Below are 25,889 nucleotides of genomic sequence, written 5' to 3'. Positions count from 1 at the left end.
CGCAGCCATGCAACGGCTCGGTTGCTATAGAAGTAATAGCTGGAGGTCGGCGCACTGCAACGGCCTCGGCCATTCCTTTCAAGAATTCTTCACGTTTCTGCCACGGCGCCGTCACGGCCGCTGGCCACACTCCGCTGCATCCGCCTGACTGAAAGGATGCGTGCAATGAGTGAACTGCCGGTTCCGACCCTGCCCCTGTCGCCCCTGCGGGGTTTTCGCACCATGCGCAAGCCTGCCGCCCTGCTGGTGCCACCGGTCGCGCTGCCGACGCCGGCCGCGCCGGTCAAGCAGGGGCCGCTGCACGTGACCTGGGCCTGCCACCAGGACGAAGTGCGCGAAGCGCAACGCCTGCGCCACCACGTGTTCGCCGACGAGATGGGCGCCCGGCTGCCGGTGCCTGCCGACCCGAAGCTGGCGGGCCACGACATCGACCTGTTCGACGCCTACTGCGAGCACCTGCTGGTCCGCGAGTTCGCAGGCGGTCCGGTGGTCGGCACCTACCGGGTGCTGACGCCCGCCCAGGCCCGCCGCGTCGGCGGCACCTACAGCGACACCGAGTTCGACCTGGTCCGGCTGCGCGGCCTGCGCGACCGGATGGTGGAGCTGGGCCGCAGCTGCGTGCACCCCGAGCACCGCCAGGGCGGCGTCATCCTGGCGCTGTGGGGCGCGCTGGCGCAGTTCATGGCACGCAACCGGCTGGACATCATGCTCGGCTGCGCCAGCATCCCGATGCTGCACCACGGCGCGCCCAGCGCCCGCACCGCAGCGGGCATCTGGCACCGGCTGCGCGAGACGCACCTCGCCCCGGTCGAACTGCAGGTCTGGCCCCGGCTGCCGTTGCCGGTGGATGCGCTGCATGCCGGCGAGCCGGCCGATCCGCTGCCGGAGCCGCCGCCGCTGATACAGGGCTACCTGCGCCTGGGCGCCAAGATTCTCGGCGCGCCCGCCTGGGACCCGGATTTCAATACCGCCGACCTCCCGATGCTGATGCGCCTGGAAGACATGCCGGCCCGGTACCGCCGCCACCTGCTGCCCGGCAGCTGACCGCAGGGCCGACGGCGTTCGGCGTGACACGCGGCCGACATATGACTGCCATCCGGGCCGTCTTGTGCGACGCAGGCGCCGGTACCTATCATTCGGCAGACCTGCCGGTGCCGTCACATGACTGTCATGCGCAGGGGCCACACTCGGCCCGATGCCGCTGGCCGGCGATACCGGATTCCGTACGTCTGTGAAACCCCATTTCGACCATCCTCCTTCCGCCACGCCGCTCCCGAAAGAGGGCGAGGCCGTCGCACGGAGCGGCTCCCTGCAGGATGGGGGCGTTGCGCAGGAGGCCGTGCAACCCCGCCTTCCGGTTCCCGTGGTGGCCGCCGTCACCCTGTCGACCGCGCCTCTGGCCGACGTGGCCGACGACGCCGCAGCGCAACCGCTCGCCTCCGGTGCCGGCATGCCGCCGCTGCTCGACCGCGACCACAGCATCCTGGCCTTCAACGAACGCGTCTTCGACTGGGCCTGCCGCGAGGACGCGCCGCTGCTGGAGCGGCTGCGTTACCTCTGCATCGTGTCGTCGAATCTCGACGAATTCTTCGAGGTGCGGGTCGCGCCCCACCTGGCCGCGGCACAGGCCGGCGACATGCAGGGCACCTACACCGTGGCGTCGTTCGAGACGCTGTCGGCTTCGGCGCACAAGCTGGTCGCGCGCCAGTACAAGCTCTACAACGACGCGCTGATGCCGGCGTTCGCCGAGCGGGGTATCCGGCTGCTCTCGCACGGCGAGCGCAACCACCCGCAGCGCCGCTGGGTCCGCGAGTATTTCCGGCGCGAGGTATCGCCCCTGCTGGTGCCGGTGGGGCTCGACCCGTCGCATCCGTTTCCGCAGGTCGCCAACAAGTCGCTCAACTTCATCGTGCGGCTGAAAGGGCTCGACGCGTTCGGCCGCGACAACGAGATCGCGATCGTCAAGGTGCCGCGGGTGCTGCCGCGGCTGATCAAGCTGCCCGCGTCGGTGGCGCCCGAAGGCGTATCGGTCGTGGCGCTGTCGAGCGTGGTGCGGGCGCACCTGTCGGAGCTGTTCCCGGGCCGCGAAGTCACCGAGTTCTCGCAGTTCCGTGTCACCCGGCATTCCGACCTGGCGGTGGACGAGGAAGAGGTGAGCAACCTGCGCACCGCGCTGCGCCAGGGGCTGCAGATGCGCCACTACGGCAAGGCGGTGCGGCTCGAAGTCTCGTCCGGCTGCTCGCAGCATTTGCTCGATTTCCTGCAGCGGCAGTTCGACCTGCCGACCAATGCGCTCTACCGGGTACACGGGCCGGTCAACCTGGTGCGGCTGGTGCAGCTGCTCGACCTGGTCGACGATCCGTCCCTGCTGTTCCCGCCCTGGAAGCCGGCGCGGCCGGTGGGCCTGCGCGGCAGCCTGCCGATCTTCCAGCAGCTGCGCCGGCGCGACGTGGTGATCCACCAGCCGTTCGAAAGCTTCGACGGCGTGCTGGCCTTCCTGCGCGAGGCGGTGCAGGACCCGCAGGTGCTGGCGATCAAGCAGACGATCTACCGCACCGGAGCCGATTCCGAACTGATGGACCTGCTGCGCGAGGCGGTGCGCCGCGGCAAGGAAGTCACCGCGGTGGTGGAGCTGAAGGCGCGTTTCGACGAAGAGGCCAACATCAACTGGGCCGAGGCGCTGGAATCGATCGGTGCCCAGGTGGTCTACGGCGTGGTGGGCCTGAAGACCCACGCCAAGATGCTGCTGGTCACCCGGCGCGAAGGCGCCCGGCTGCGCCGCTACGGGCACCTCTCGACCGGCAACTACAACCCGCGCACCGCCCGGCTCTACACCGACATCAGCTACCTCACCTCCGACCCGGCGCTGACCGCCGACATGGACGCGCTCTTCGCGCACCTGGCCAGCCAGAGCCAGCTGCCGCGCCTGAAGCGGCTGTGGGTCGCGCCGTTCCACCTGCAGGACCGGCTGGCCGAGCGGATCGCCGCCACCGCCGCCGCGGCGCGCGAAGGGCAGAGCACCCGCATCGTCGCCAAGATGAACGCGCTGACCGACGAGCGCCTGATCCACGCGCTGATCGACGCGGGCCGCGCCGGCGTGCAGATCGACCTGATCGTGCGGGGCGCCTGCATGCTGCCCGCCGGTCTGCCGGGCGTGACCGACAACATCCGGGTGCGCTCGATCATCGGCCGCTTCCTGGAGCATTCGCGCGTTTTCTACTTCCGCACCGGCGACGACGACGAGCTGTACCTGTCGAGCGCCGACTGGATGAGCCGCAACATGCTGCGCCGGGTGGAACTGGCCTGGCCGGTGACCGACCCGCAGCTGCGCCAGCACCTGATCGACGAATGCCTGGTCGCCTACCTGCACGACGACTGCGACGCCTGGACGCTCGGCGCCGATGGCCGCTACCGCCGCGCACCGGTCCAGGCCGACTGCCGCGGTGCGCAGGCCGCCCTGATGCAGCGCTACCCGGCGCCGCCCGCTTCCCGAAGGGGTATTGCGTGATGGACCTGATTCTCTGGCGCCATGCGGAAGCCGAAGAGGCCCGCGAAGACCAGGCCGACGTGGACCGCCGGCTCACGCCCCGCGGCGAAAAGCAGGCGGCCCGCATGGCCGGCTGGCTCGACCGGCAGTTGCCCGACGGCCTGCGCGTCATCGCCAGCCCCGCCCGCCGCACCGAGCAGACGGTGATCGCGCTGGGCCGGCGCTACAAGCTGCGGGCCGAGCTGCTGCCCGAGGGTTCGCCCGCCGACCTGCTGGATCTGGTGCAGTGGCCGCGGGCCAAGGGGGCGGTGCTGGTGGTCGGCCACCAGCCGATGCTGGGCCAGACGATCGCGCAGCTGATCGGGCTGTCGGCCGGCGACTGCGCGATCCGCAAGGGCGCGGTGTGGTGGCTGCGCCAGCGCCAGCGGGGCGAGGACGCGCAGACGGTGATCGTCACCGTCCAGTCGCCCGAGGTGCTGTAGCCGGCCCTGCGACGGCCGCGGCGCCGTCGCAGGCTGAATGCTATTGAAATGATAGCTGGTGGCCGGCGTATGGCGCCGGCTACAGCCCTTATTCACCCGAAATTTCAGCCCAGGACGACGTTGACGTCCCAGGGCGTCTTCTTCCATGCTTCGGCCTCGCCGCGCAGCAGGTGGGCCGACTGCGGAAAGCCGGCGGCCCACGCCGCGCCGACGCGCAGGCTGAAGCTGCCGCCTACCAGCGCCAGCTGCGGCAGCGGCGGCACCGGGTCGCGCCGCGCGTGGCACAGCAGGATCGCCAGCCGCAGGCACAGCAGCTGCACCACGAAGCGGGCATCCTCCAGGTCGAGCGAGAGCTTGCGCAGCTTGCCGCGCTGGCCCAGCAGCAGTTCGGCCAGGCGGCGCAGCTCCTGCAGGCTGAAGCCCGGCGCGTCGGTGTGGTGGAGGATGTAGGCGCCGTGGCGCGGATGGTCGGCGTGGGCGATGCTGGTGCCGATCTCGTGCAGCTGCGCCGCGCGGTCGAGCAGGCGGGCCGCCTCGGGCTCGGCCTGCAGCATCACCTGGTCGAAGAGGGTGCGGGCGGTGCGGCGGACGCGTGCGGCCTGCGCCGCATCGGTGCCGAACCGTGTCGCAAGCGCCTGGACGGTTGCGGTGCGGATGTCGGTGGACGGGGCCTCGCGCTGTACCAGGTCGTACAGCACGCCCTGGCGCAGGGCGCCCTGCGCCACCTGCATCTGCTCGATCCCCAGCAGGTCGAACACCGCCCCCAGCACCGCCACCCCGCCGCCGATCACCGGCCGGCGGTCTTCCTTCAGACCGTCGAGCTTCAGCTTGTCGGCGCTCTGGGCCTGCAGCAGGCGGGCGCGCAGGTCGACCAGGGATTTGCGGGTGATCAGCCCCTTCGGCTCGCCCAGGCCCGCCAGCAGGTCGCCGATGGCGCCGACCGTGCCGGAGGATCCGTAGGCCACGTCCCAGCTTTCGCGCGGGTAGCGGCCCGGCGTGTCGGCCAGCAGGTCCTCGGTGGCGGCATGGGCCGCGTCGAAGGCCTGTACCGTGAAGCGGCCTTCGGGGAAATAGGCCATCGACCAGGCGACGCTGCCGAGCGGATAGGAGCCGACCACCTGGGAACGCAGGCCGCGGCCCAGGATCAGCTCGGTCGAGCGGCCGCCGATGTCGACCACCAGGCGGCGCTCGTCCGACGGCGGCAGCATGCGCGCGACGCCGGCGTAGATCAGCCGGGCCTCCTCGGGGCCCGACACCACGTCGATCGGGAAGCCGAGCACCTCCAGGCCCTTGGCGAGGAACAGCTCCCGGTTGCGGGCGACCCGCAGCGTCTGGGTGGCCACCGCCCGCACCTGGTGCGGCGCGAAGCCGCGCAGCCGCTCGCCGAAGCGGGCCAGGCAGTCCCAGCCGCGCTGCATCGCCGCGGGCGACAGCATGCCGTTCTCGTCCAGCCCGCTGCCCTGGCGCACCGTCTCCTTCAGGTATTCGATGCGCTGGATCTGCCCGTGGTGGAGGCGGCCGATCTCCAGGCGAAAGCTGTTGGAGCCCAGGTCGAGGGCGGCGAGGAGGGTTCCGTCGTGCATGGGAAATGAGGGGGGAGGGGTGGCGGCCGCGGGGGAAAGTGTGCGGCGCAGCATAGCAGCGCACCTGGGCCAGGGGGACAGGCTATGCAGGCCGTGTGACAGCACCGTGACAGGCCGGAACCGCGCTCTCCAGAGGAGGAATCGTCGATTTGCCCGGGTTTTGTCATGTGCATGTCACATGCGCTTTCTAAAGTCCGCCTCAGTCAGTGCTCTGTCAATGTTCGTTCCAACGAGGAAATCCATGAAGAATTCGATGATCCGCATGCTCGCCGTCACCGTAGCCGCCACCGGTTTCTCCGCTGCCTGGGCCCAGTCCGAAGCCACCGGTGCCGGTGCCAGCTTCCCCGCCCCGCTCTACGCCAAGTGGGCCGCCGACTACAACAAGGCGACCGGCGTCAAGATCAACTACCAATCGGTCGGCTCCGGCGCCGGCATCAAGCAGATCGACGCCAAGACGGTCGATTTCGGCGCGTCCGACGCCCCGCTGAAGGACGAGGAACTGCAGGCCAAGGGCCTGGTGCAGTTCCCCACGGTCATCGGCGGCGTGGTGCCGGTCGTGAACATCGCCGGCATCAAGCCGGGCGAGATCAAGCTCAACGGCCAGATCCTGGGCGACATCTACCTCGGCAAGATCACCAACTGGACCGATGCCGCCATCAAGGCGCTCAACCCCGGCGTGAACCTGCCCGACGCGGCCATCGCACCGGTGCGCCGTGCCGACGGCTCGGGCACCAGCTTCATCTTCACCAACTACCTGAGCAAGGTGAACGCCGAGTGGAAGAGCAAGGTCGGCGAAGGCACGGCGGTCAACTGGCCCACGGGCGCCGGCGGCAAGGGCAACGAAGGCGTTGCCGCCTTCGTAGGCCGCCTGCCCAACTCGATCGGCTACGTCGAGTACGCCTACGTCAAGCAGAACAAGATGAACTACGTCCAGCTGCAGAACGCCGACGGCGGCACCGTGTCGCCCGACGACAGCGCTTTCAAGGCCGCTGCCGCCGGCGCCGACTGGAACAAGAGCTTCTACCAGATCCTCACCAACCAGCCCGGCAAGGACGCATGGCCGATCACCGGCGCCACCTTCATCCTGATGCACAAGAGCCAGGACAAGCCGGCCCAGGCCGCCACCGCCCTGAAGTTCTTCGACTGGGCCTACAAGGGCGGCGACAAGACCGCGTCCGACCTGGACTACGTGCCGATGCCCGACGCGGTCAAGGCCACGATCCTGAAGTCGTGGGATGCGATCAAGGACACGTCGGGCAAGACCGTCGCCGTCCGCTGATAGGCACCTAGCCACCGCGCCGAGAGCCCACCACCGTGTCCTCTACACTGCCGGTCACCCATGCGTCGCCACATGCCGGCGCGCGTGGTGCCACCATGACACCACCCCCTGTCCACCGGCCCTTGCTGTCCGGTACCCTGGCCGACCGGCTGTTCGGCTGGCTCGCCAAGGGCGCAGCGCTGCTGACCCTGGCCCTGCTGGTCGGCATCCTCGGCTCGCTGTTTGTGGGGGCCTGGCCCTCCATCGAGAAGTACGGCCTGACCTTCCTGACCCGCAGCGTGTGGGACCCGGTCAAGAACGACTACGGCGGCCTGGTGATGATCTACGGCACGCTGGCCACCTCGATCATCGCCCTGGCGATCGCGGTGCCGGTGAGCTTCGGCATCGCGTTGTTCCTGACCGAGCTGTCGCCCGCCTGGCTCAAGCGCCCCCTGGGCACCGCCATCGAACTGCTGGCGGCGGTGCCCTCCATCGTCTACGGCATGTGGGGCCTGATGGTCTTCGGCCCGATCCTGGCGACCTACGTGCAGCAACCGTTGCAGAAACTGCTGACCGGCGTGCCGTTCCTGGGCGCCTTCGTCTCCGGCCCGCCGGTGGGCATCGGCATCCTGTCGGCCGGCATCATCCTCGCGATCATGATCATCCCGTTCATCGCTTCGGTGATGCGCGACGTGTTCGAGGTGACGCCGCCGCTGCTCAAGGAATCGGCCTACGGCCTGGGCGCCACCACCTGGGAGGTCGTGTCCACCGTCGTGCTGCCCTACACCAAGACCGGTGTGCTCGGCGGCATCATGCTCGGCCTGGGCCGTGCGCTGGGCGAGACGATGGCCGTCACCTTCGTGATCGGCAACATGAACCAGCTCAACTCGCTCTCGATCTTCGAGGCGGCCAACAGCATCACCTCGGCGCTCGCCAACGAATTCGCCGAAGCCGGCGAAGGCCTGCACCAGGCATCGCTGATCTACCTGGGCCTGGTGCTGTTCTTCATCACCTTCGTCGTGCTCACCATGTCCAAGCTGTTGCTGCTGCGCCTGCAGAAGAACGAAGGAGCCAAGTCGTGAACACGACCGCATCCGTCTCCACCAGCCAGCGCCTGATCGACGCGGCCACCCTCGCCGAGACGCGCCGGGTGCGCTACGCCGCACGCAAGCGTGTCAACGGCATCGCGCTGGCCCTTTCGCTGGCGGCCATGGCCTTCGGCGTGTTCTGGCTGGTCTGGATCCTGTGGGAAACCGTGCGCCTCGGCGTCGGTGGCCTGAGCATCGCGCTGTTCACAGAGTCCACCCCGGCGCCCAACGAGATCGGCGGCCTGGCCAACGCGATCTTCGGCTCGTTCACCATGGTGTTCCTGGCGACCTTCGTCGGTACGCCGATCGGCATCATGGCCGGCGTGTACCTGGCCGAGTACGACACCCGCGGCTGGCTGGCGTCGCTCACCCGCTTCGTCAACGACATCCTGCTGTCGGCACCGTCGATCGTGATCGGCCTCTTCGTCTACGCGGTGGTCGTGGCACGGTTTCGCAGCTACTCGGCCTACGCCGGCATCGTGGCCCTGGCGCTGATCGTGATCCCGGTGGTGATCCGCACCACCGAGAACATGCTGCTGCTGGTCCCTTCGGGCCTGCGGGAAGCGGCCTATGCCCTGGGCACGCCCAAGTGGAAGGTGATCACGATGGTCACGCTGCGGGCGGCCCGGGCCGGCGTCATCACCGGCGTGCTGCTGGCGGTGGCACGGATCGCCGGCGAGACGGCGCCGCTGCTGTTCACCGCGCTCTCCAACCAGTTCTGGAACGCCGACCTCTCGAAGCCGATGGCCAGCCTGCCGGTCACGATCTTCAAGTTCGCGATGAGCCCGTACGAGAACTGGCAGCAGCTGGCATGGGCCGGCGTGTTCCTGATCACCGCTGCCGTGCTCGGCCTCAACATCCTGGCGCGGGTCCTGACCCGCCAGAAATGAATTCGGAAAGAACCGTTTCCATGACGACGATCGCATCTCCCGCCACCGGCCGCTCCAAGCTGGCCGTGCACGACCTGAACTTCTACTACGGCAAGTTCCACGCGCTGAAGAACATCAACCTGGAAATCCCGGCGAACAAGGTCACCGCCTTCATCGGGCCTTCCGGTTGCGGAAAGTCGACGCTGCTGCGCACCTTCAACCGCATGTTCGAGCTCTATCCCGAGCAGCGCGCCGAAGGCCGCATCATGCTCGACGACGAGGACCTGCTGGCCTCCAAGCAGGACGTGGCGCTGATCCGCGCCAAGATCGGCATGGTCTTCCAGAAGCCCACGCCGTTCCCGATGTCGATCTACGACAACATCGCCTTCGGCGTGAAGCTGTTCGAGCGGCTCAACGCCACCGACATGGACGAGCGGGTCGAGTGGGCGCTGCGCAAGGCCGCACTCTGGACCGAGGTGAAGGACAAGCTGCAGCAGAGCGGCTCGGGCCTCTCGGGCGGACAGCAGCAGCGGCTGTGCATCGCACGCGGCATCGCGATCAAGCCCGAGGTGCTGCTGCTCGACGAGCCGTGCTCGGCGCTCGACCCGATCTCGACCGCCAAGGTCGAGGAGCTGATCGCCGAACTCAAGAGCGACTACACCGTGGTCATCGTGACCCACAACATGCAGCAGGCCGCCCGCTGCAGCGACTACACCGCCTACATGTACCTGGGCGACCTGATGGAGTTCGGCGAGACGGAGCAGATGTTCTTCAAGCCCCAGCGCAAAGAGACCGAAGACTACATCACCGGCCGGTTCGGCTGATCCAGGAGCCGACATGCCCGACAAGCACCTTTCTTCCCAGTTCGACAGCGAGCTCAACGCCGTCTCCACCCGCGTGATGGAGCTCGGCGGCCTGGTCGAGTCGCAGATCCGCCAGGCGGTCTATGCCCTGTCGCAGTTCAGCGCCGAGGTGGCCGACGAGGTCATCGAGACCGAGCCGCGCGTCAATGCGATGGAGATCGAGATCGACCGCGACCTGTCGTCGATCATCGCCCGCCGCCAGCCGACCGCGCGCGACCTGCGCCTCCTGATCGCCATCTCGAAGACCACCGCCAACCTGGAGCGGGTGGGCGACGAGGCCAACAAGATCGCCCGCATGGTCAAGTCGATCGTCGAGAGCGGATCGGCCCGTGCGCTGCCCTCGTCCGACCTGCGCGTGGCGGCGGAGCTGGCGTCGGCCCTGATGCGCCGCGCACTGGATGCGTTCGCGCGCCTCGACACCGCCGCGGCGCTGGCGATCCTGAAGGAAGACGACCTGATCGACCGCGAGTTCGACGGCTTCGTGCGCAAGTTGATCACCTACATGATGGAAGACCCGCGCACCATCTCCGCCAGCCTCGACCTGCTGTTCCTGGCGAAGGCGATCGAGCGGATCGGCGACCACGCGAAGAACATCGCCGAGTTCATCATCTACATCGTCAAGGGCACCGACGTGCGCCATACCTCGATGGAGCAGATCGAGTCGGCCCTGCGCTGAGGACGTTGCCCGGCGTCTCACCCCTGCCGGGCAGGAAACAGGTTCCATGAAAAAACTGCCACAGGTCCTGATCGTCGAAGACGAGGCCTCGATCGCCGAGCTGATCGCCGTCAATCTTCGGCACAACGGTTTCCAGCCCATCTGGGCGGAAGACGGCATCACCGCGCAGCGCGAGCTCGATGCGGTGCTGCCCGACGTGATCCTGCTCGACTGGATGCTGCCCGGCCAGAGCGGCCTGACGCTGGCGCGCAAATGGCGTGCCGATGCGCGGACCAAGGCGGTGCCGATCCTGATGCTGACCGCCCGCGGCGACGAGCCCGACAAGGTCGCGGGCCTCGATGCCGGCGCCGACGACTACATCACCAAGCCCTTCTCCACCCAGGAGCTGCTGGCCCGCATCCGCGCCGTGCTGCGCCGCCGAGCACCCGAGCAGGCGGGCGAGGCGGTCGAGCTGGGCCTTCTGCGGCTCGATGCGGCCACGCACCGTGTCAGCCTGCAGGGCCAGATGCTCAAGGTCGGCCCGACCGAGTTCAAGCTGCTGCACTACCTGATGCGCCATGCCGAGCGGGTCCACAGCCGCGCGCAGCTGCTCGACAAGGTCTGGGGCGACCATGTCTTCATCGAGGAACGCACCGTGGACGTTCACGTGAAGCGGCTGCGCGAATCGCTCGGGGCCGCTGGCGTGATGATCGAGACGGTGCGTGGTGCGGGTTACCGTGCCACCGCCCAGGTCACCGTCGCGTTGCCCGAGGCCGCGGGCGCGCCTGCCAACTCGCTCTGATCCGCAGGACCGCAGCAGGTGGCGTTTCTGGTGAGGCGGTTGCTGGCCCTGCTCGCGTGGCAGGGCGCCGGCGCGACCCTGGGCGGCTGGCTGGCGATGGGCCTGCATGTCGGCCTGTCGCAGGCGTTCGGTCTGGGCACGCACGAGGGCTGGGTGCTGGCCGGCGTGCTCCTGGGCTTCGCGATCGCGACCTGGAGCGCGGTGGCGATCGATACGTACCGTGCCCGCCGGGTACTGGTCTGGCTGCGCAACGAAGAGGCGACCGCCGCCGCGGCACCGTCCCTGAACGGCCTGTGGGGCGAAGCCGCCGACCGGATGCGGCGCCGCACCCGGGAGTCGGAGCGGCGCCTGGCGGAGAGCCGCGACCGGCTCGAGGAAATCCTGGCCGCGCTCCAGGCATCGCCCAACGGCGTGATCCTGCTCGACGAAGCGATGCACATCGAATGGTGCAACCAGACCGCCGCCGATCACTTCGGCATCGACGTCAAGCGCGACATGCTGCAGTCGATCGGCAACCTGGTGCGCGACCCGGCATTCGCCGCCTACATGGCCGCGGGCAACTACGCCACCGAGGTCGTGATGCATGCGCGTCTGGGCGGCAGCGGCCGGGCAGCCAGGCTGTCGGTGCAACTGCATCTCTACGGCAAGGGGCGCTCCTTGCTGCTGTCGCGCGACATCACCGCGGTCGAGCAGGCCGATGCGATGCGCCGCGATTTCGTGGCCAACGTCTCGCACGAGGTGCGCACGCCGCTCACCGTATTGATCGGCTTCGTCGAAACCCTGCAGACCCTGCAGCTCGACGAGCAGGAGCGTACCCACTACCTCGGCTTGATGGCGCAGCAGGCGGCCCGGATGCAGTCGGTGGTGAGCGACCTGCTGACGCTGTCGCGGCTGGAAGGCAGCCCGCCACCCGGGCGGGGCGGGCAGGTGCCGGTGCAGGCCCTGCTGGCGCATTGCCAGCAGGAGGCCACCGCGCTCAGCAGCGTGCTGGGCCGCAACCACACCATAGTGTTCCCCACGGCGCAGGAAATGGCCGCCACCGGCAGCATCCTGGGCGCGCAGACCGAGTTGCAGAGCGCGATGTCGAACCTGCTGGGCAACGCGGTGCGCTACACCCCGGCCGGCGGCACGATCACCGTGAGCTGGACGGTGCTGCAGGAGGCGGATTCGGCCCGCGGCCCGGTGGGCGATGCGGAGTTCGCGGTACGCGACAGCGGACCGGGCATCGCGTCGGAACACATTCCGCGGCTGACCGAGCGCTTCTACCGGGTCGACCGAAGCCGCTCGCGCGAGACCGGCGGCACCGGGCTGGGCCTGGCGATCGTCAAGCACGTGATGCAGCGCCACGGCGGCAAGCTGCGGATCGACAGCCAGCCGGGGCAGGGCTCCACCTTCGCGCTGGTGTTGCCCGGCGACCGGCTGCGCACGGCGACTACTCCGCCGGAAGCGTGATGGCGGTGCGTACCGCGCGGCGCACGATCAACAGGAACAGGACCGCCGTGACCGCCAGGGCCGCCGCGCTGGTGATCCAGAAGGTCTCGGGCGAGGGCCAGGGTCCCAGGCCGTGCCAGCCGCCATAGGCCAGGACGTAGCCGCCGCCGGTGCCCACGCCCCACAGCAGCACGCAGTACACCAGTAGCGGCTTCACCGTGACCCGGTAGCAGCGCAGCACGAACACGCTGACGCTTTGCAGCGCATCGGCGCAGTGGTACAGCGCCACCCAGCCGAGCAACATCGCCGCCGTCTGCGCGACGGCCGGAACGCTGGTGTAGAGGCCCGCGACGACGTTGCGGGCGCTCCACAGCATGCTGGCCAGCAGCACCGCGGTGACACCCGCCGTGCCCAGTCCGGCGGTGACGGCCGCGCTGGCCCGCTGCGCCTGCCCGGCGCCCAGCCAATACCCGACCCGGGCACTGGTGGCGATCGCGATCGACAGCGGCACCATGTAGAGCACCGCCGCCAGGTTGCTCGCCACCTGGTGCGAGGCCGCGGCCACCGTGCCCTGGCGGGCGATCAGCAGCGCCATCAGGGTGAACGAGGTGATCTCCACCAGGATCGCCAGCCCGGCCGGAACGCCCAGGCGCGCGAAAGCCTTCAACTGCACCGCATCGGGTGCCTCCATGCGCTTCCAGAAGGCATAGGGCCTGTAGAGCGGCTGGGTGCGCAGCAGCCACAGCCCGATCGCCAGCAGCAGGAAGTGCACGACGATCGTCGCCCAGGCGCAGCCGGTGACGCCCAGCGCCGGCATGCCACCGCCGCCCAACGTCAGCCATACGGTGAGCGGCACCTTGAGCGCCAGCGACCCCACCTGCAACCAGGTGATCAGCAACGGCCGCCCCAGGCTCTGGTTGAGGGTGCTGTAGACGCGGAAAAGCAGTGCCGCCGGCAGGCCGAGCGCCAGTACGCCCAGGTAGCGGACCACGTCGCTGCGCAGCGCTACCGGCACGTCGGCCCACTGCAGCAGCGGGGCCGGGGACAGCAACAGCGCCATGCCCGCGACGCTGGTGGCGCCGCAGATGTAGAGCGACTGGCGCACCGAGCGGCCGATCGCGGGATAGCGATGCGCCCCGTGCAACTCGGCCCACACCGGCAGCAGGGCCTGCACCACGCCCATCAAGGCGACATAGACGCTGACGAAGATCGCGCTGCCGACCGCCAGGGCCGCCAGCGCGGCATCCGAATGGCGGCCCGCCACCACGGTGTCCGTCACGCCGAAAGCCATGACCGCCCACTGGCCGGCCAGCACGGTGCCGGCATGCCGTGCGATGGCGGGCAGCTCCCCCCAGACCGACGCGGCGCGAGACCGCCAATGCAGAACTGTCGCCACCTTGCTCAGCTTCCCAGGTAGCGGTAGATCTGGATCGTGTCCTTGCGGTCCGCCGGCCGGGCGACCGTGGCCACCAGGCTCCACCGTGCGGTATCGGTCACCGTGGACAGCGTCGACACGGAATCGGTATCCACCGCCAGCCATCCGCAGTGCCCGTCACCGGTCGCAGGCTCCAGGCGCAGGTCGCCGTGGTACTGGAAGGCCGCCACCTGGGCGCGGCTGAAGCCGTGGAAGCTCAGGCAGGTCGGCCGTCCCATGACGGCGATCGACTGGTCGACCTGCGGCGCATAGCTGCGGGCGTAGTCGAGCAGCGGCAGCCACAGCGTCATCAGCAGCAGCCAGCACAGCGCAGCGCCGCCGGCCGGCAGCACTACGCTCTTCCACAGCGCCGCCTGGTGCCGGCCGATGCGCCAGCGCACCAGCCAGGCCCAGGCCAGGGTCGCCGCCAGCGCCAGGACGAGTGCGCCGATCGAGAAGCTCGCGGTGAAGCCGGGTGCGAGCTTCGCCACGTTGGCCGCCGGCTGGCGCGGAAAGCCGGTCTGCATCGCCAGCCAGATGATCCAGATGACGATGGCCGAGCCGGAAAAGAAAAGCAGGGTGAACCAGTCCACCAACGCCGAGAGGCTGCGGCTGAGCGTCGGCAATGCGAACGCCGCCAGCGCGGCCAGTGCCGGCAGGCCCAGCAACAGCGCCCGGTCGGAGGGCAGGGTGGTGAGGGTCGCGCTGATCGCCACCAGGGCGAACCAGGCCGGGACGGCCAGGTGCCGGTGCACCTCGGGCGAAGCCAGCTGCCGCCGCCAGCGCCAGAGCGTCCACAGCGCCAGCGGCCACGTCGGCCAGGTGAACCACAGCAGCAGGCGGCCGAGGCTCTGCCAGCTGCGGTCGGCCGCCGAGGGCGCCACCATCCGCCATTCCCACACATCCAGCATCCAGCCGACCAGGGCCGCGAGACCGGTGATGCCCAGCGCGATGCCGGCCCAGGCGCGCAGGGCCGGTGCATCGGATTCGGCCTGGCGCATTTCCAGCATGGCGAGCAGTGCCGCACCCAGCCCGAAGAACACGGCCAGCGCGGGCGCGCCCGAGAGCACCAAGCCGGCCAGGCCGACCGCCAGGCTGCCGGCCGCCCAGCGCACCCGGTAGGGCGAGGCGGCGATCGCGAAGAAGGCGAGAGAGCCGAACGCCAGCTGGGTGAGGTGTGCCGTCGCCTCGTGCGAGAGCTGCGCCAGGCCCAGGCAGGCGATCAGCGCCAGCAGGCCGCCGTCTGCGACCGCCCGTGCATAGTCCTTCGGCTGTGCCTCGCCGCCGAAGGCGAAGGCCACCGGCTGCGCCCGGCGATCGAGCGCCAGGTAGTACACGCCGTACCAGGTGGCCGTCAGCGTCAGTGCCAGCAGCAGGCCGAACGGAACTCGTGCGGCCAGGTCAGGGGAAAAACCCGCGGGCGCGAGGTGGATCGCCCAGGCGCCCAGCCAGTAGGGCAACAGGCCGTCGGATTCCGGCGCCATGCCGCCCAGCACCGGATGCAGCCAGCCGGTATGGCCCTGCGCCAGCTCCTGCATGTAGCCGAAGGCCGCGATATCGGCGTTCTTCCAGGGGCCGCGCCCCACGAAACCCGGCAGCACGTAGGCGATGCAGAACAGCAACAGCGCCCACCGCGGCAATCGACGCACGGCGCGCTGGGCAACGATGGCGGGAGTGGGCTGGGTCACGGGTGAGGAGAGAGGGCCAGGTTGCTGCAGCGCGCATCGAACGCCGTATCGATAAAAAAAGGCAGCGCGGGAAACCCGGGCTGCCTTTCTAGCGGAATCGCACCTGCCAGACAGCAGCTACGTCGCGGTCTGGGTCGCTTACTTGGCAGCCCCTGGCTTGCCGAAGCGATTGCGGAACTTCTCGACGCGGCCGCCCATGTTGTCGACCGACTTCTGCGTGCCGGTGTAGAACGGGTGCGATTCGCTCGACGTGTCCAGCTTGTACAGGGGCAGCTCGCGGCCGTCGTCGGCCTTGGCGGTTTCCTTCGTGCTGGCGCACGAGCGCGTCACGAACTTGAAGCCGTTGGAGAGGTCCACGAAGAGCACTTCGCGGTAATTTGGGTGAATGCCTTCTTTCATGGCCTGGTTTCCTTGAGGTTCTGCTGCGAGAGCCACTGCGCACCCATTGCCCAGCACTTTCCGCGGAAAAGTCTGCGATTATCGCACAGACCCTCTCAGCCGCTCCTTACATTTTCTCCTGGCGAACCTCCATCTTGCGCATCCTGCACACCTCCGACTGGCACCTCGGCCAGCATTTCATGGGCAAGACCCGCCAGGCCGAGCACCAGGGCTTCGTCGACTGGCTGGCGCGCCAGGTGCAGGCGCACGCGGTGGATGCGGTGGTGGTCGCCGGCGACATCTTCGATACCGGCTCGCCGCCGAGCTATGCCCGCGAGCTGTACCACCGCTGCGCCCTGGCCCTGCGCGCCGCCGGTGCCGAGCTGGTGGTGCTGGGCGGCAACCACGACTCTGTCGCGGTGCTGGGCGAAAGCCGCAGCCTGCTGGCGCAACTGGGCACCCGTGTCCTGCCGAGCCTGGCGGCCGATCCCGACGACCAGATTCTGGTGCTGCACCGCCGCGACGCGACGCCCGGCGCGGTGCTGTGCGCCGTGCCCTTCCTGCGCGCGCGCGACCTGCTGACGAGCCAGGCCGGCGACAGCGCGGCCGACAAGCAGCTGGCGCTGCAGGAGGCGATCCGTGTGCATTACCAGGGCCTGCACGCCCGCGCCGTCGAGCGCAGCGCAGCGCTCGGCGGGCTGCCGATCGTCGCCACCGGCCACCTCACCACCGTCGGCGCCAGCGCCAGCGAGGCGGTGCGCGAGATCTACGTGGGCGCGCTCGAGGCCTTCCCGACCAACGCGTTCCCCCCGGCCGACTACATCGCGCTGGGCCATATCCACCAGCCGCAGAAAGTCGGCGGGCTGGAACACATCCGCTACAGCGGATCGCCGGTGCCGCTGGGCTTCGACGAAGCGCGGCAGGACAAGCAGGTGCTGCTGGTCGATTTCGACCTGGCGGGCCTGAAGTGCGTCACGCCGCTGCCGGTGCCGTGCTTCCAGCCGCTGGCCACGGTGCGGGGGCGCCTGGCCGACCTGCCGGCGGCGCTCGCCGAGGCGGCGCTGGCCGCCCGGCCCGAGCTGCCGGTGTGGCTCGATGTCGAAGTGACGACCGACGACTACCTGTCCGACCTGCAACTGCGGGTGGCCCAACTGGTCGAGGGCCTGCCGGTCGAGGTGCTGCGGGTGCGCCGGGCGCGCGGCAACGCCGCGGCCGTCCTGGCGGCATCCGCCGGCGAGACGCTGGACGAGCTGGGACCGGCCGAGGTCTTCGACCGGAGGCTCGCCGCCGAGTCGCTGGAGCCCGCGCTGCAGGAGCGGCTGCGCGACCGCTACCGCGCCGTGGTGGCCGAGTTGGCCGAGGGTGGCGCGGCATGAGGATCCTGAGCCTGCGGCTGAAAAACCTCAACTCGCTCAAGGGCGAGTGGCGCATCGACTTCACCGCCGCGCCTTTCGCCGGCAACGGCCTGTTCGCGATCACCGGTCCGACCGGCGCGGGCAAGACCACGCTGCTCGACGCGATCTGCCTGGCGCTCTACCACCAGACGCCGCGCATCGGCAGCGTCTCGCAGGGCGGCAACGACCTGATGACCCGGCACACCGCCGAATGCCTGGCCGAGGTCGAGTTCGAGGTGAAGGGTGCCCGCTACCGTGCCTTCTGGAGCCAGCGCCGGGCCCGCGACAAGGCCGAAGGCGCACTGCAGCAGGTGCAGGTGGAACTGGCCGAGATCGTCGACGGCGAAGGCCGCATCCTCACCACCCGGGTGCAGGACAAGCTGCGCCAGACCGAGCTGCTGACCGGCCTCAACTTCGAACGTTTCACCAAGTCGATGCTGCTGGCGCAAGGCGGTTTCGCGGCCTTCCTGGAAGCGAGTGCGGGCAAGCGCGCCGAGCTGCTGGAGGAGCTCACCGGCACCGACATCTACGGCCAGATTTCCCAGCGGGTCTACGAGCGGGCACGCGACGCGCGCACCGCGCTCGACCAGCTGCGGGCCCGTGCCGATGGCGTCGAACTGCTGGACGATGCCGCGCGCGCGTCGTTGACCGAAGAAGCCGCGCGACTGGCCGCACGTGCACAGGAACTGCATCTGCAGCGCCAGTCGCTGGCGCGCGATCGGCAGTGGCTGGTCGATACCGAACGCGCGAACGCACGCCACGGCGACGCGGTGCTGCAGCTGCAGGCAGCGCAGCGCCGGCTCGACGACGCCGCTCCCCAGCGCGCGCGGCTGGAGCAGAGCGAACCCGCGTTGCGGCTGCGGCCGGCGCACGATGCCTGGCACGCCGCGTCGCTGGCCGAAGCGGCGCTGGCGCAGCGGCTGCAGCAGGCCGATGCGCGCCATGGCGAAGCCCAGGAACGCGCCGTGCGCGCGCTGCACCAGGCCCACGGCTACAGCCTTCGGGTGGCCGAGCAGCACCATGCGGCCTGGCAGGACGGGCTGAAAGCGAAGGACACGCTGCAGCAGCAGTTGACCGCCACGTCGCACCATGCCCTGCTGGGCGAGCGATTGAGCGGATGGCGCGCACAGTTCGACGCCCGGGGTCGGCAGGCCGCACAGGTGGCGGACATTCGGTCCCACCAGGAGGCCCATGCGCTGCGACTGCCATCGCTGCAGCAGGTCGTGCTGGCCGCAGACCAGGTGCGGCTCCGCGCCGCCGGTGCGGCGACCCAGGCGCGCGAGGCGGAAGCTGCGGCCCGCCAGACCCATTCCGATACGCTCGCAGGACAGGACGAGGCGCACTGGCGCGATGCGCCGCTGCGCCTGCTGGAGCAAGGCCACGCCTGGGCCCGGCTGCGGCAAACACTGCAGGCGTGGCAGCAAGCGCGGGCGCGGCAGTCGCGGTGGCAGGAAGAGCAGGCAGACCGCGCACGGCGGCAGGACGGTCTCGCCCAGTCAATGCAGGCGCTGCGGACCCGCTACACCGATCTGCAGCGGCAGGTCCAGGACCAGAAACGGCTTTTGCTACAGGAGCAGCGCATCAAGGACCTGGACGCCTACCGCCACGCCCTGCAGCCCGACGAGGCATGCCCGCTCTGCGGCTCTACCGCCCACCCGGCGGTCGCACACTACGAAGCCCTCGACGTGTCGGCGACCGAGGCGCGGCTGGGTGGCCTGGAAGCGCAGTGCCAGGCTGTGACCGAGGAGGGGCAGGAGCAGCGCTCGGCACTCGCCGCGCTGCAGGCGCAGAGCGCGCAGGCCGCGCAGCAGATGGGCGAGGGCGCCGCGGACGCCGCGCGGTGCGCCGACGATTGGCAACGCAGCTGCGAAACGATCCGGTGGCCGGTCGATCGCCAGGATGCCGAAGCGATAGCGTCCGCCCAGGCCGGCAACGCCGCGCAGCTGGAGGCAGCACAAAAACAGTGGTCCGCGATCGGCGCCGCGCAGAGCCGCTGGGAGATCGCCCGCACCGCCGTGCAACAGGCCGAGCAGGCGGAGCGTGCCGCGGCCCAGGAGCATTCCCAGGCCATCCAGGCCGTGGAGACGGCCCGGCAACAGGCAGAAGACCTCGCCCGGCAGAACGATGTGCAGACCGCACGGCACCGCGAGATGGACGAAGCGCTGGCGCAGGAACTGCAGGCGTCGGGTTACGCCATGCCGGCCGACGGAAACGCCTGGCTGGCCGCGCGCGCGCAGGAGTACTGCGAATTCCAGGACGCGCAGAGCCGGCTGGCGGCACTGCAGCGGGAAGAGGAGGACCTCCGCCGACAGGCGCATTTCGCGGCCGAATCGGCGCAGCGCTGGTCGGACCGCGTGGCCGCAGCGCCGGCTCCTGCCGCCGTTCGGGCCGCGCCCGATGCGGTCGATGCGGGCGGTGCGCTGGCCGAGGCAGAAGCCGCCCTGCGGGCTGCCGAGCAGGATGCGGCTGTGCTGCAGGGGGCACGGACATCGCTGCAACAGCAGCATGCCGCAGCCGATGCCCAGTGCGCGCAGGCCCTCGCCCGCTGGACCGCGGCGCTGGCGGACAGCCCCTTCGGGCAGGCCGCCGACTTTCACGCCGCATGGCTGGAAGAGGCGGAGCGCGACCGCCTGCGCGCCGCGTTGTCCGCATTGCAGCAGTCGATGGCCGAAGCCCGCGCGCTGCATGCGGCAGCGCTGTCTGCGCTGGAAGACCTTCGCGCCGGGCGCGCGGCCTCGCGCACGGCGGTCGAGCTCGACGAACTGCTGCAGGCATCCGCCGCCGAACAGACCGCTGTCGCCCAGCGCCAGGGGGGCATCGCCAGCCGGCTGCAAGAGGATGCGGCGCGGCGCGAGAGCCTGCAGGCGTTGTGGGCGCAGATCGGCGCGCAGGAGGCGGATGCCGACGTGTGGCAGCACCTCAACGGCCTGATCGGATCGGCCGACGGGGCCAAGTATCGCAAGTTCGCCCAGGGCCTCACGCTCGACCACCTGGTGCACTTGGCCAACCGCCAGCTCGGCCGGCTGCAGGCCCGCTATCGCCTGGCCCGGCGTGCCGCGGGCGACCTGGAGCTGGAAGTGGTCGATACCTGGCAGGCCGACGTGACACGCGACACCCGCACGCTGTCGGGCGGCGAGAGCTTCCTGGTGAGCTTGGCGCTGGCGCTGGCGCTGTCCGACCTGGTGAGCCACAAGACCAGCATCGACTCGCTGTTCCTGGACGAGGGATTCGGCACGCTCGATGCCGAGACGCTGGAGATCGCGCTCGACGCGCTCGACAGCCTCAACGCAGGTGGCAAGACGATCGGCATCATCAGCCACGTCGAAGCGCTCAAGGAACGCATCCCGGTGCAGATCCGGGTCCGCAAGGGCATCGGCTTCGGCTACAGCGGGCTGGATGCGCAGTTCGCGGTGCCATAAACACCCCGCCCGCAAGCGACTGAATTTTTCCGGGGATACCGCGGAACCGGCTTTGCCGGGCCGCCGGTGTCGCCCCCTGCAAGGGGGTAGGCGAAGACGCGAAGCGCGCAGCCTGGGGGTGTGCTTAAGCTCTAGCCGCCCCGGCGCATCATGTCGAAGAAGTCGACGTTGGTCTTCGTCGCCTTCATGTTCTTGATCATCAGTTCCATGGATTCGATCTCGTCCATGTTGTAGAGGAACTGGCGCAGGATGCGAGTCTTCTGCAGGATTTCCGGGGCCAGCAGCAGTTCCTCGCGGCGGGTGCCGCTCTTGTTGAGCTCGATGGCCGGGAACACGCGCTTCTCGTAGAGGCGGCGGTTCAGGTGGATTTCGCAGTTGCCGGTGCCCTTGAACTCTTCGAAGATGACTTCGTCCATGCGGCTGCCAGTATCGACCAGCGCGGTGGCGATGATGGTGAGCGAGCCACCTTCCTCGACCTTGCGCGCCGCGCCGAAGAAGCGCTTGGGCCGCTGCAGCGCCGCGGCGTCCACGCCGCCCGACAGCACCTTGCCGGAAGACGGCACGACGTTGTTGTACGCACGGGCCAGGCGGGTGATCGAGTCGAGCAGGATCACCACGTCCTTCTTCAACTCGACCAGGCGCTTGGCGCGCTCGATCACCATCTCGGCCACGTGCACGTGGCGGGCGGCGGGCTCGTCGAAGGTCGAGGCGATGATCTCGCCCTTGACAGTGCGCTGCATCTCGGTCACTTCCTCGGGCCGCTCGTCCACCAGCAGCACCATCAGGTGCACGTCGGGGTTGTTGGCGGTGATCGCGTGGGCGATGTGCTGCATCATCACCGTCTTGCCGCTCTTGGGCGGAGCGACGATCAGCGCGCGCTGGCCGCGGCCGATGGGCGCGATGATGTCGACGATGCGGCCGGTGATGTTCTCTTCGGTCTTGAGTTCGCGCTCGAGCTTCATCTGTTCCTTGGGGAACAGCGGCGTCAGGTTCTCGAACATCACCTTGTGCTTGTTCTGCTCGGGCGGTCCGCCGTTGACCGCGTCGAGCTTGGTCAGGGCGAAATAGCGCTCGCCGTCTTTCGGCGTGCGCACTTCGCCTTCGACCATGTCGCCGGTGTGCAGGTTGAAGCGGCGCACCTGGCTCGGCGAGATGTAGATGTCGTCGGTGCTGGCGGTGAAGCTGGTGTCGGGGCTGCGCAGGAAACCGAAGCCGTCGGGCAGGATTTCCAGCACGCCGTCGGCGAAGACCTGTTCGCCGGCGCGCGCACGCTTCTTGATGATCGCGAACATCAGCTCCTGCTTGCGCATGCGGCCGGTGTTCTCGATCTCGAGTTCTTCCGCCTGCTTGAGGACTTCGGACACGTGCAGTGCCTTGAGTTCGTTTAGGTGCATGGAGCTACTCCTTGGCGGAGTTCAGGAAAATTCAGGGGGAGGGTGGCGGGGCGAGGAGACCTCGCGAGCCGGGGGGACTCGAACCGGTGACGCACGCGGATGGCGCGGGCCGGTGAATGCGCGAATTATGACAGGAAACGATAGCAGCCTTTGCAGGCGGCCCGTGCGTTGCGCACTGCGCACGGGGCCTGCGGCGACCGGGGCGGTGGGCGCCCCGGCACCGATCGATCAGGCCAGCTGCTGGTCGATGAACTCGGTCAGCTGCGCCTTGCTCAGGGCGCCGACCTTGGTGGCGGCCAGCTGGCCGCCCTTGAACAGCATCAGCGTCGGGATGCCGCGGATGCCGAACTTGGCGGGAATGGTGCGGTTCTCGTCGACGTTCATCTTGGCGATCTGCAGCTTGTCCTTGTAGCTGGCCGAGACTTCGTCGAGGATCGGTGCAATCATCTTGCAGGGGCCGCACCATTCGGCCCAGTAATCCACCAGCACCGGCTTGTCGGCCTGCAGCACGTCGGCGTCGAAGGACGCATCCGAAATATGTTTGATGAGATCGCTGGCCATGGAGTCTTCCTTGTGTGGGATATGGAGCCGCTAAAGTGGCGGCCATTGTGACAGAACCCAAGTGTAGGGAAGGGGCTCCCTCTGCTATCGACGCCATAGCGAAAGCCCCTTGCGGCGATGCTGGGACGGCCGCTTTCGCGCACCCGGTCGATGCCCTCTGGCGGGACCCGGCGAGCGGCGTGATCGCGCGCCTGGCCGAGGCTTTCGACACCCACGGCGTGCACCCGGCCCAGGCGGTGGTGGTGCTGCCCTACGCCCAGCTGCTGCCGGTCGCGCGCCGCTACTGGGCAGCCGTGCGGCCGCAGGGCTTCGCGCCGCGCTTCGAGACCTTCTCCAGTTGGGCCCGCAGCCTGGGCGCACCCGAGGCGGCCGATGCCGGCGGCGTGACCGGCGACACCGCCCGCGACCTGCTGCGCGCCCTGGCCCTGCTGGAGCAGGTGCCGACCCTGAAGCGCTATGCCGACACCCTGGCCGAGCCTCTGGTCGAGTCGGCCTGCCAACTGCACCGCGCACTCGCCGCGGTGGTGCCCGAAGACCGCCCCGCCTGGGGCGAGGCCGCCGCCGAGGCTATGGGGCAGGGGACCGAGGCCGCGGTGCTGCAGCTCGAGGCCGCCACCGCGCGGGTGGCGCTGGTCTGGGCCCTGACCTCGGCCTGCGCCACCGACGTGCTGCTCGGACCCGGCGCGGCGGCCGGCGGCATCCGCTGCCTGGTGGTGCTCGACGGCCTGCAGCCCGAGCCCGTTGCCGACACCATCTGCCGCCGGTGGGAGTCGAACGGCCTGACCGCCCTGCGCCTCGGCCTGCGCCGGCCGGCCGACCGCTGCACCGGCGTGCGCCTGCATGCCGCGCCCGACGCCGAGGACGAGGCCGAGCGTGCCGCCGCCTGCGTGCTGGCGCGGGTGCGCGAAGGCGCCACGCCGGTCGCCCTGGTCGCGAACGACCGGGCACTGACCCGTCGCATCGGCGCGATGCTGCATGCCCAGGGCCTCGCATTGCGCGACGAAAGCGGCTGGAAGCTCTCGACCACCCGCGCCGCCGCCCAGGTCATGGCCGCGCTGCGCGCCTGCGCCCGCCAGGCCGCGGCCGACGACGTGCTCGACTGGCTCAAGCAATCCCCCACCTTCGAAACCGCCCGGCTGCGCCCGCTGGAGGCCGCGCTGCGGCGCGAAGGCGTGCGCGACTGGAGCGGCTGGCAGCCGCCGCCGGGCGACAAGGCGCCGGCCCCGCTGCTGCGCGACCTGTCGGCCGACATCGACGCGCTGCGCGAGGCGATGCAGCGCCCCCGCCCGCTGCCGCAGTGGCTGGCCGCGTTGCGCGGATTGCTGCAGGCCAGCGGCCTGTGGGACGGCCTGCGCGCCGATGCCGCCGGCGAGAAGGTGGTGGCGGTACTGCGGCTCGACGCCGTCGCGCAGGCCCATTTCGCGCAGCAGCTCGAGGACTCTCCCTGGGCCACCCGTCGCATGGGCCTGTCGGCCTTCGGCACCTGGGCGCGACAGGCCCTGGAAGCCGCCAACTTCCAGCCCGAAGCCGATGGGCAGACGGCCGAGGCCGAGGTCGTCGTGCTGCCGATGCAGCAGCTGCTGGCCCGCCCGTTCGGCGCGGTGGTGATGCCCGGCTGCGACGAGATCCGGCTGCCCGCGGCGCCCGAGCCTGCCGGCGCCTGGTCGGCTGCGGAACGCATCGCGCTCGGCCTGACGACCCGCGAGGCGCTGCAGGCCGAGACCGCCGCCGCGTGGGAGATCGCGCTGTGCGCACCGCAGGTCGACATCCTCTGGCGCCGCGGCGACGAAGGCGGCGAGCCGCTGCTGCCCAGCCCGCTGGTGCAGGCCCTGCAGTCGGTGCCCGGCGCGGCGGCGGAGGTTGCCGATCCACGGCCCGCGCGCAGCATCGCGGCGCAGCCCACGCCGCGGCCGCAGCCGACGGGCGATGCGCTGCCGGTCGAGCGCCTGTCCGCCAGTGCCTACGAAGACCTGCGCAAGTGCCCGTACCGCTTCTTCGCGCTGCGCCAGCTCGGCCTGCAGGAGGCCGACGAGCTGGATGCCGAGGTGGACAAGCGCGACTTCGGCCTCTGGCTGCACGACACGCTGCGCGGCTTTCACGAAGCGCTGGTCCAGGCGCCGACCGACGATCCCGCTGCGCGCCTGGCGCTGCTCGACGCGGCCGCCGAGCAGGCCACCCGCGCCCGCCGGCTGCCGGCCGAAGACTTCCTGCCCTTCGCCGCGACCTGGCCGCAGGCGCGCGACGGCTACCTGGCCTGGCTGGCCGGGCACGACGCCGCCGGCGCCCGGTTCGGATGGGCCGAGGGCTGGCGCGAGCAGCCGCTGGGCGACGTGCTGCTGGTCGGCCAGATCGACCGGATGGACCGGTTGCCGGGCGGACCCGACGGCGCGCTGCTGCCTTTGGTGATCGACTACAAGACCGAGGGTCTGCAGACCACCCGCGAGCGCCTGCGCCGCCAGGGCGAGGACACGCAGCTCGCCTTCTACGCCGCCCTGCTGGAAGACGACGCACTGCATGCGGCCTACCTCAACATCGGCGAGAAGGGGTCGACCACCTTCGTCGAGCAGGAGGACGTGGTGCAGGCGCGCGACATGCTGGTCGAGGGAATCCTGGACGACCTGTCGCGCATCGCCGAGGGGGTGGCGCTGCCGGCGCTGGGGGAGGGGGCGGTGTGCGACTACTGTGCAGCGCGGGGGCTGTGCCGGAAGGATTTCTGGGTATGAGGGTGGATGTTGCTTCGGGTGGTGATGTGGGGCTGGTGTGTGTGCGGTTCGGCGCGAGTGGTGGGGTGGTGCAGTTCTGGCAGGTCGGGCAGGGGCAGGGGCAGGTGGGGGGGCCGGGATCGCCGGGTGCCCCCCTCCGCGAATGTCCCCCGGCCTGCGGCCTCCTCCTTTATTTCGCTGCGGGGGGCACCCGACGCTCCCGGCCCAGGGCGCGTCGTGTCGTGCGGGGCGGATCGGCCGTCGCGGGTCGTATGGCGGGGCGCCGTGTTTCGCTGTCGAGAGGCACGTGGGCTCGCTTTGGCGAAACCGGGCCGCTGTTTTCTCCAATCGCCGATCAGGCGCTGCCGCAGGGATCGCGTCGATGGCGTGCTCCGCGCAGCGAAATAAAGGAGGAGGCCGC

Annotated in this window: 19 protein-coding genes; 13 read left to right on the top strand and 6 right to left on the bottom strand. The window is 69.8% G+C overall.

Going from position 1 to position 25,889, the window contains the following annotated elements; genetic code table 11:
* The first annotated feature begins 165 nt into the window (after positions 1-165).
* The 3 genes from ASE76_RS18005 to ASE76_RS17995 all read left to right on the top strand — a co-directional run bounded on the left by ASE76_RS18005 (position 166) and on the right by ASE76_RS17995 (position 3,969).
* Positions 166-1,044 carry a GNAT family N-acetyltransferase gene (locus ASE76_RS18005; RefSeq protein WP_055842798.1) on the top strand — a complete coding sequence of 293 codons (879 nt, stop codon included), beginning with the start codon at positions 166-168 and terminating at the stop codon, positions 1,042-1,044.
* Between the two features lie 406 nt (positions 1,045-1,450).
* Entirely contained in the window at positions 1,451-3,508 is a 2,058-nt protein-coding gene (ppk1, locus tag ASE76_RS18000; RefSeq protein WP_236698526.1) for a polyphosphate kinase 1, read from the top strand.
* Positions 3,508-3,969 carry a histidine phosphatase family protein gene (locus ASE76_RS17995; RefSeq protein WP_055842795.1) on the top strand — a complete coding sequence of 154 codons (462 nt, stop codon included), beginning with the start codon at positions 3,508-3,510 and terminating at the stop codon, positions 3,967-3,969. Before ppk1 ends, ASE76_RS17995 begins: the two co-directional genes overlap by 1 nt.
* A 104-nt stretch (positions 3,970-4,073) precedes the next feature.
* Here the strand turns inward: ASE76_RS17995 and ASE76_RS17990 are convergent, their stop codons facing one another.
* Complete coding sequence (locus ASE76_RS17990; protein ID WP_055842792.1) at positions 4,074-5,552, bottom strand: Ppx/GppA phosphatase family protein; 1,479 nt, start codon at positions 5,550-5,552, stop codon at positions 4,074-4,076.
* Between the two features lie 241 nt (positions 5,553-5,793).
* Here ASE76_RS17990 and pstS point away from each other — a divergent pair, with 241 nt between their 5' ends.
* From pstS to phoR, 7 genes are all read left to right on the top strand, one after another.
* Positions 5,794-6,831, top strand: coding sequence for a phosphate ABC transporter substrate-binding protein PstS (gene pstS / locus ASE76_RS17985; RefSeq protein ID WP_055842789.1), 1,038 nt, complete (start codon positions 5,794-5,796; stop codon positions 6,829-6,831).
* 95 nt (positions 6,832-6,926) lie between these two features.
* Entirely contained in the window at positions 6,927-7,892 is a 966-nt protein-coding gene (gene pstC / locus ASE76_RS17980) for a phosphate ABC transporter permease subunit PstC (RefSeq protein WP_055842786.1), read from the top strand.
* A complete protein-coding gene (gene pstA, locus ASE76_RS17975) occupies positions 7,889-8,788 on the top strand; it encodes a phosphate ABC transporter permease PstA (RefSeq protein ID WP_082448704.1) in 900 nt (299 codons plus the stop codon). The genes pstC and pstA overlap by 4 nt, the downstream gene beginning before the upstream one ends.
* Positions 8,789-8,808: 20 nt before the next feature.
* The gene (pstB, locus tag ASE76_RS17970; RefSeq protein WP_055842784.1) at positions 8,809-9,591 is read left to right on the top strand and encodes a phosphate ABC transporter ATP-binding protein PstB; all 783 of its coding nucleotides are present in this window, start codon (positions 8,809-8,811) and stop codon (positions 9,589-9,591) included.
* A gap of 13 nt (positions 9,592-9,604) precedes the next feature.
* Positions 9,605-10,306, top strand: coding sequence for a phosphate signaling complex protein PhoU (phoU, locus tag ASE76_RS17965; RefSeq protein WP_055842782.1), 702 nt, complete (start codon positions 9,605-9,607; stop codon positions 10,304-10,306).
* 46 nt (positions 10,307-10,352) lie between these two features.
* Positions 10,353-11,087, top strand: a complete 735-nt coding sequence (phoB, locus tag ASE76_RS17960) for a phosphate regulon transcriptional regulator PhoB (protein WP_055842779.1) — start codon at positions 10,353-10,355, stop codon at positions 11,085-11,087.
* Positions 11,088-11,114: 27 nt separating this feature from the next.
* Positions 11,115-12,539, top strand: coding sequence for a phosphate regulon sensor histidine kinase PhoR (phoR, locus tag ASE76_RS17955; protein ID WP_055843080.1), 1,425 nt, complete (start codon positions 11,115-11,117; stop codon positions 12,537-12,539).
* Here phoR and ASE76_RS17950 read toward each other — a convergent pair.
* The 3 genes from ASE76_RS17950 to ASE76_RS17940 all read right to left on the bottom strand — a co-directional run bounded on the left by ASE76_RS17950 (position 12,520) and on the right by ASE76_RS17940 (position 16,019).
* Complete coding sequence (locus ASE76_RS17950) at positions 12,520-13,914, bottom strand: MATE family efflux transporter (RefSeq protein WP_236698520.1); 1,395 nt, start codon at positions 13,912-13,914, stop codon at positions 12,520-12,522. The genes phoR and ASE76_RS17950 overlap by 20 nt on opposite strands.
* 5 nt (positions 13,915-13,919) lie before the next feature.
* Positions 13,920-15,620: a hypothetical protein gene (locus tag ASE76_RS17945; RefSeq protein ID WP_055842776.1), complete on the bottom strand. Its 1,701-nt coding sequence runs from the start codon at positions 15,618-15,620 to the stop codon at positions 13,920-13,922.
* Between the two features lie 138 nt (positions 15,621-15,758).
* Entirely contained in the window at positions 15,759-16,019 is a 261-nt protein-coding gene (locus ASE76_RS17940) for a type B 50S ribosomal protein L31 (protein WP_055842774.1), read from the bottom strand.
* Positions 16,020-16,153: 134 nt separating this feature from the next.
* Between ASE76_RS17940 and sbcD the strand changes: the two genes are divergently transcribed.
* On the top strand, positions 16,154-17,374 hold the full coding sequence (gene sbcD / locus ASE76_RS17935; RefSeq protein WP_055842771.1) for an exonuclease subunit SbcD: 1,221 nt from the start codon (positions 16,154-16,156) through the stop codon (positions 17,372-17,374).
* Entirely contained in the window at positions 17,371-20,811 is a 3,441-nt protein-coding gene (locus ASE76_RS17930; RefSeq protein ID WP_055842768.1) for an AAA family ATPase, read from the top strand. Before sbcD ends, ASE76_RS17930 begins: the two co-directional genes overlap by 4 nt.
* Before the next feature lie 131 nt (positions 20,812-20,942).
* On the opposite strand, the gene rho is transcribed toward ASE76_RS17930, so the two are convergent.
* Together rho and trxA are read right to left on the bottom strand one after the other, a co-directional pair.
* Positions 20,943-22,205 (bottom strand): transcription termination factor Rho, encoded by a 1,263-nt coding sequence (gene rho, locus ASE76_RS17925; protein ID WP_055842764.1) that lies wholly within the window; start codon positions 22,203-22,205, stop codon positions 20,943-20,945.
* Positions 22,206-22,433: 228 nt separating this feature from the next.
* Entirely contained in the window at positions 22,434-22,766 is a 333-nt protein-coding gene (trxA, locus tag ASE76_RS17920; RefSeq protein WP_055842761.1) for a thioredoxin TrxA, read from the bottom strand.
* Positions 22,767-22,945: 179 nt separating this feature from the next.
* Here trxA and ASE76_RS17915 point away from each other — a divergent pair, with 179 nt between their 5' ends.
* Positions 22,946-25,489 carry a PD-(D/E)XK nuclease family protein gene (locus ASE76_RS17915; RefSeq protein ID WP_236698519.1) on the top strand — a complete coding sequence of 848 codons (2,544 nt, stop codon included), beginning with the start codon at positions 22,946-22,948 and terminating at the stop codon, positions 25,487-25,489.
* The last annotated feature ends 400 nt before the right edge of the window (positions 25,490-25,889 follow it).

Source organism: Xylophilus sp. Leaf220, assembly GCF_001421705.1.
Taxonomy (GTDB): Bacteria; Pseudomonadota; Gammaproteobacteria; order Burkholderiales; family Burkholderiaceae_C; genus Xylophilus.
Note: the sequence above shows the minus strand (reverse complement) of the source record. Positions and strands in the feature narration are given on the sequence as shown.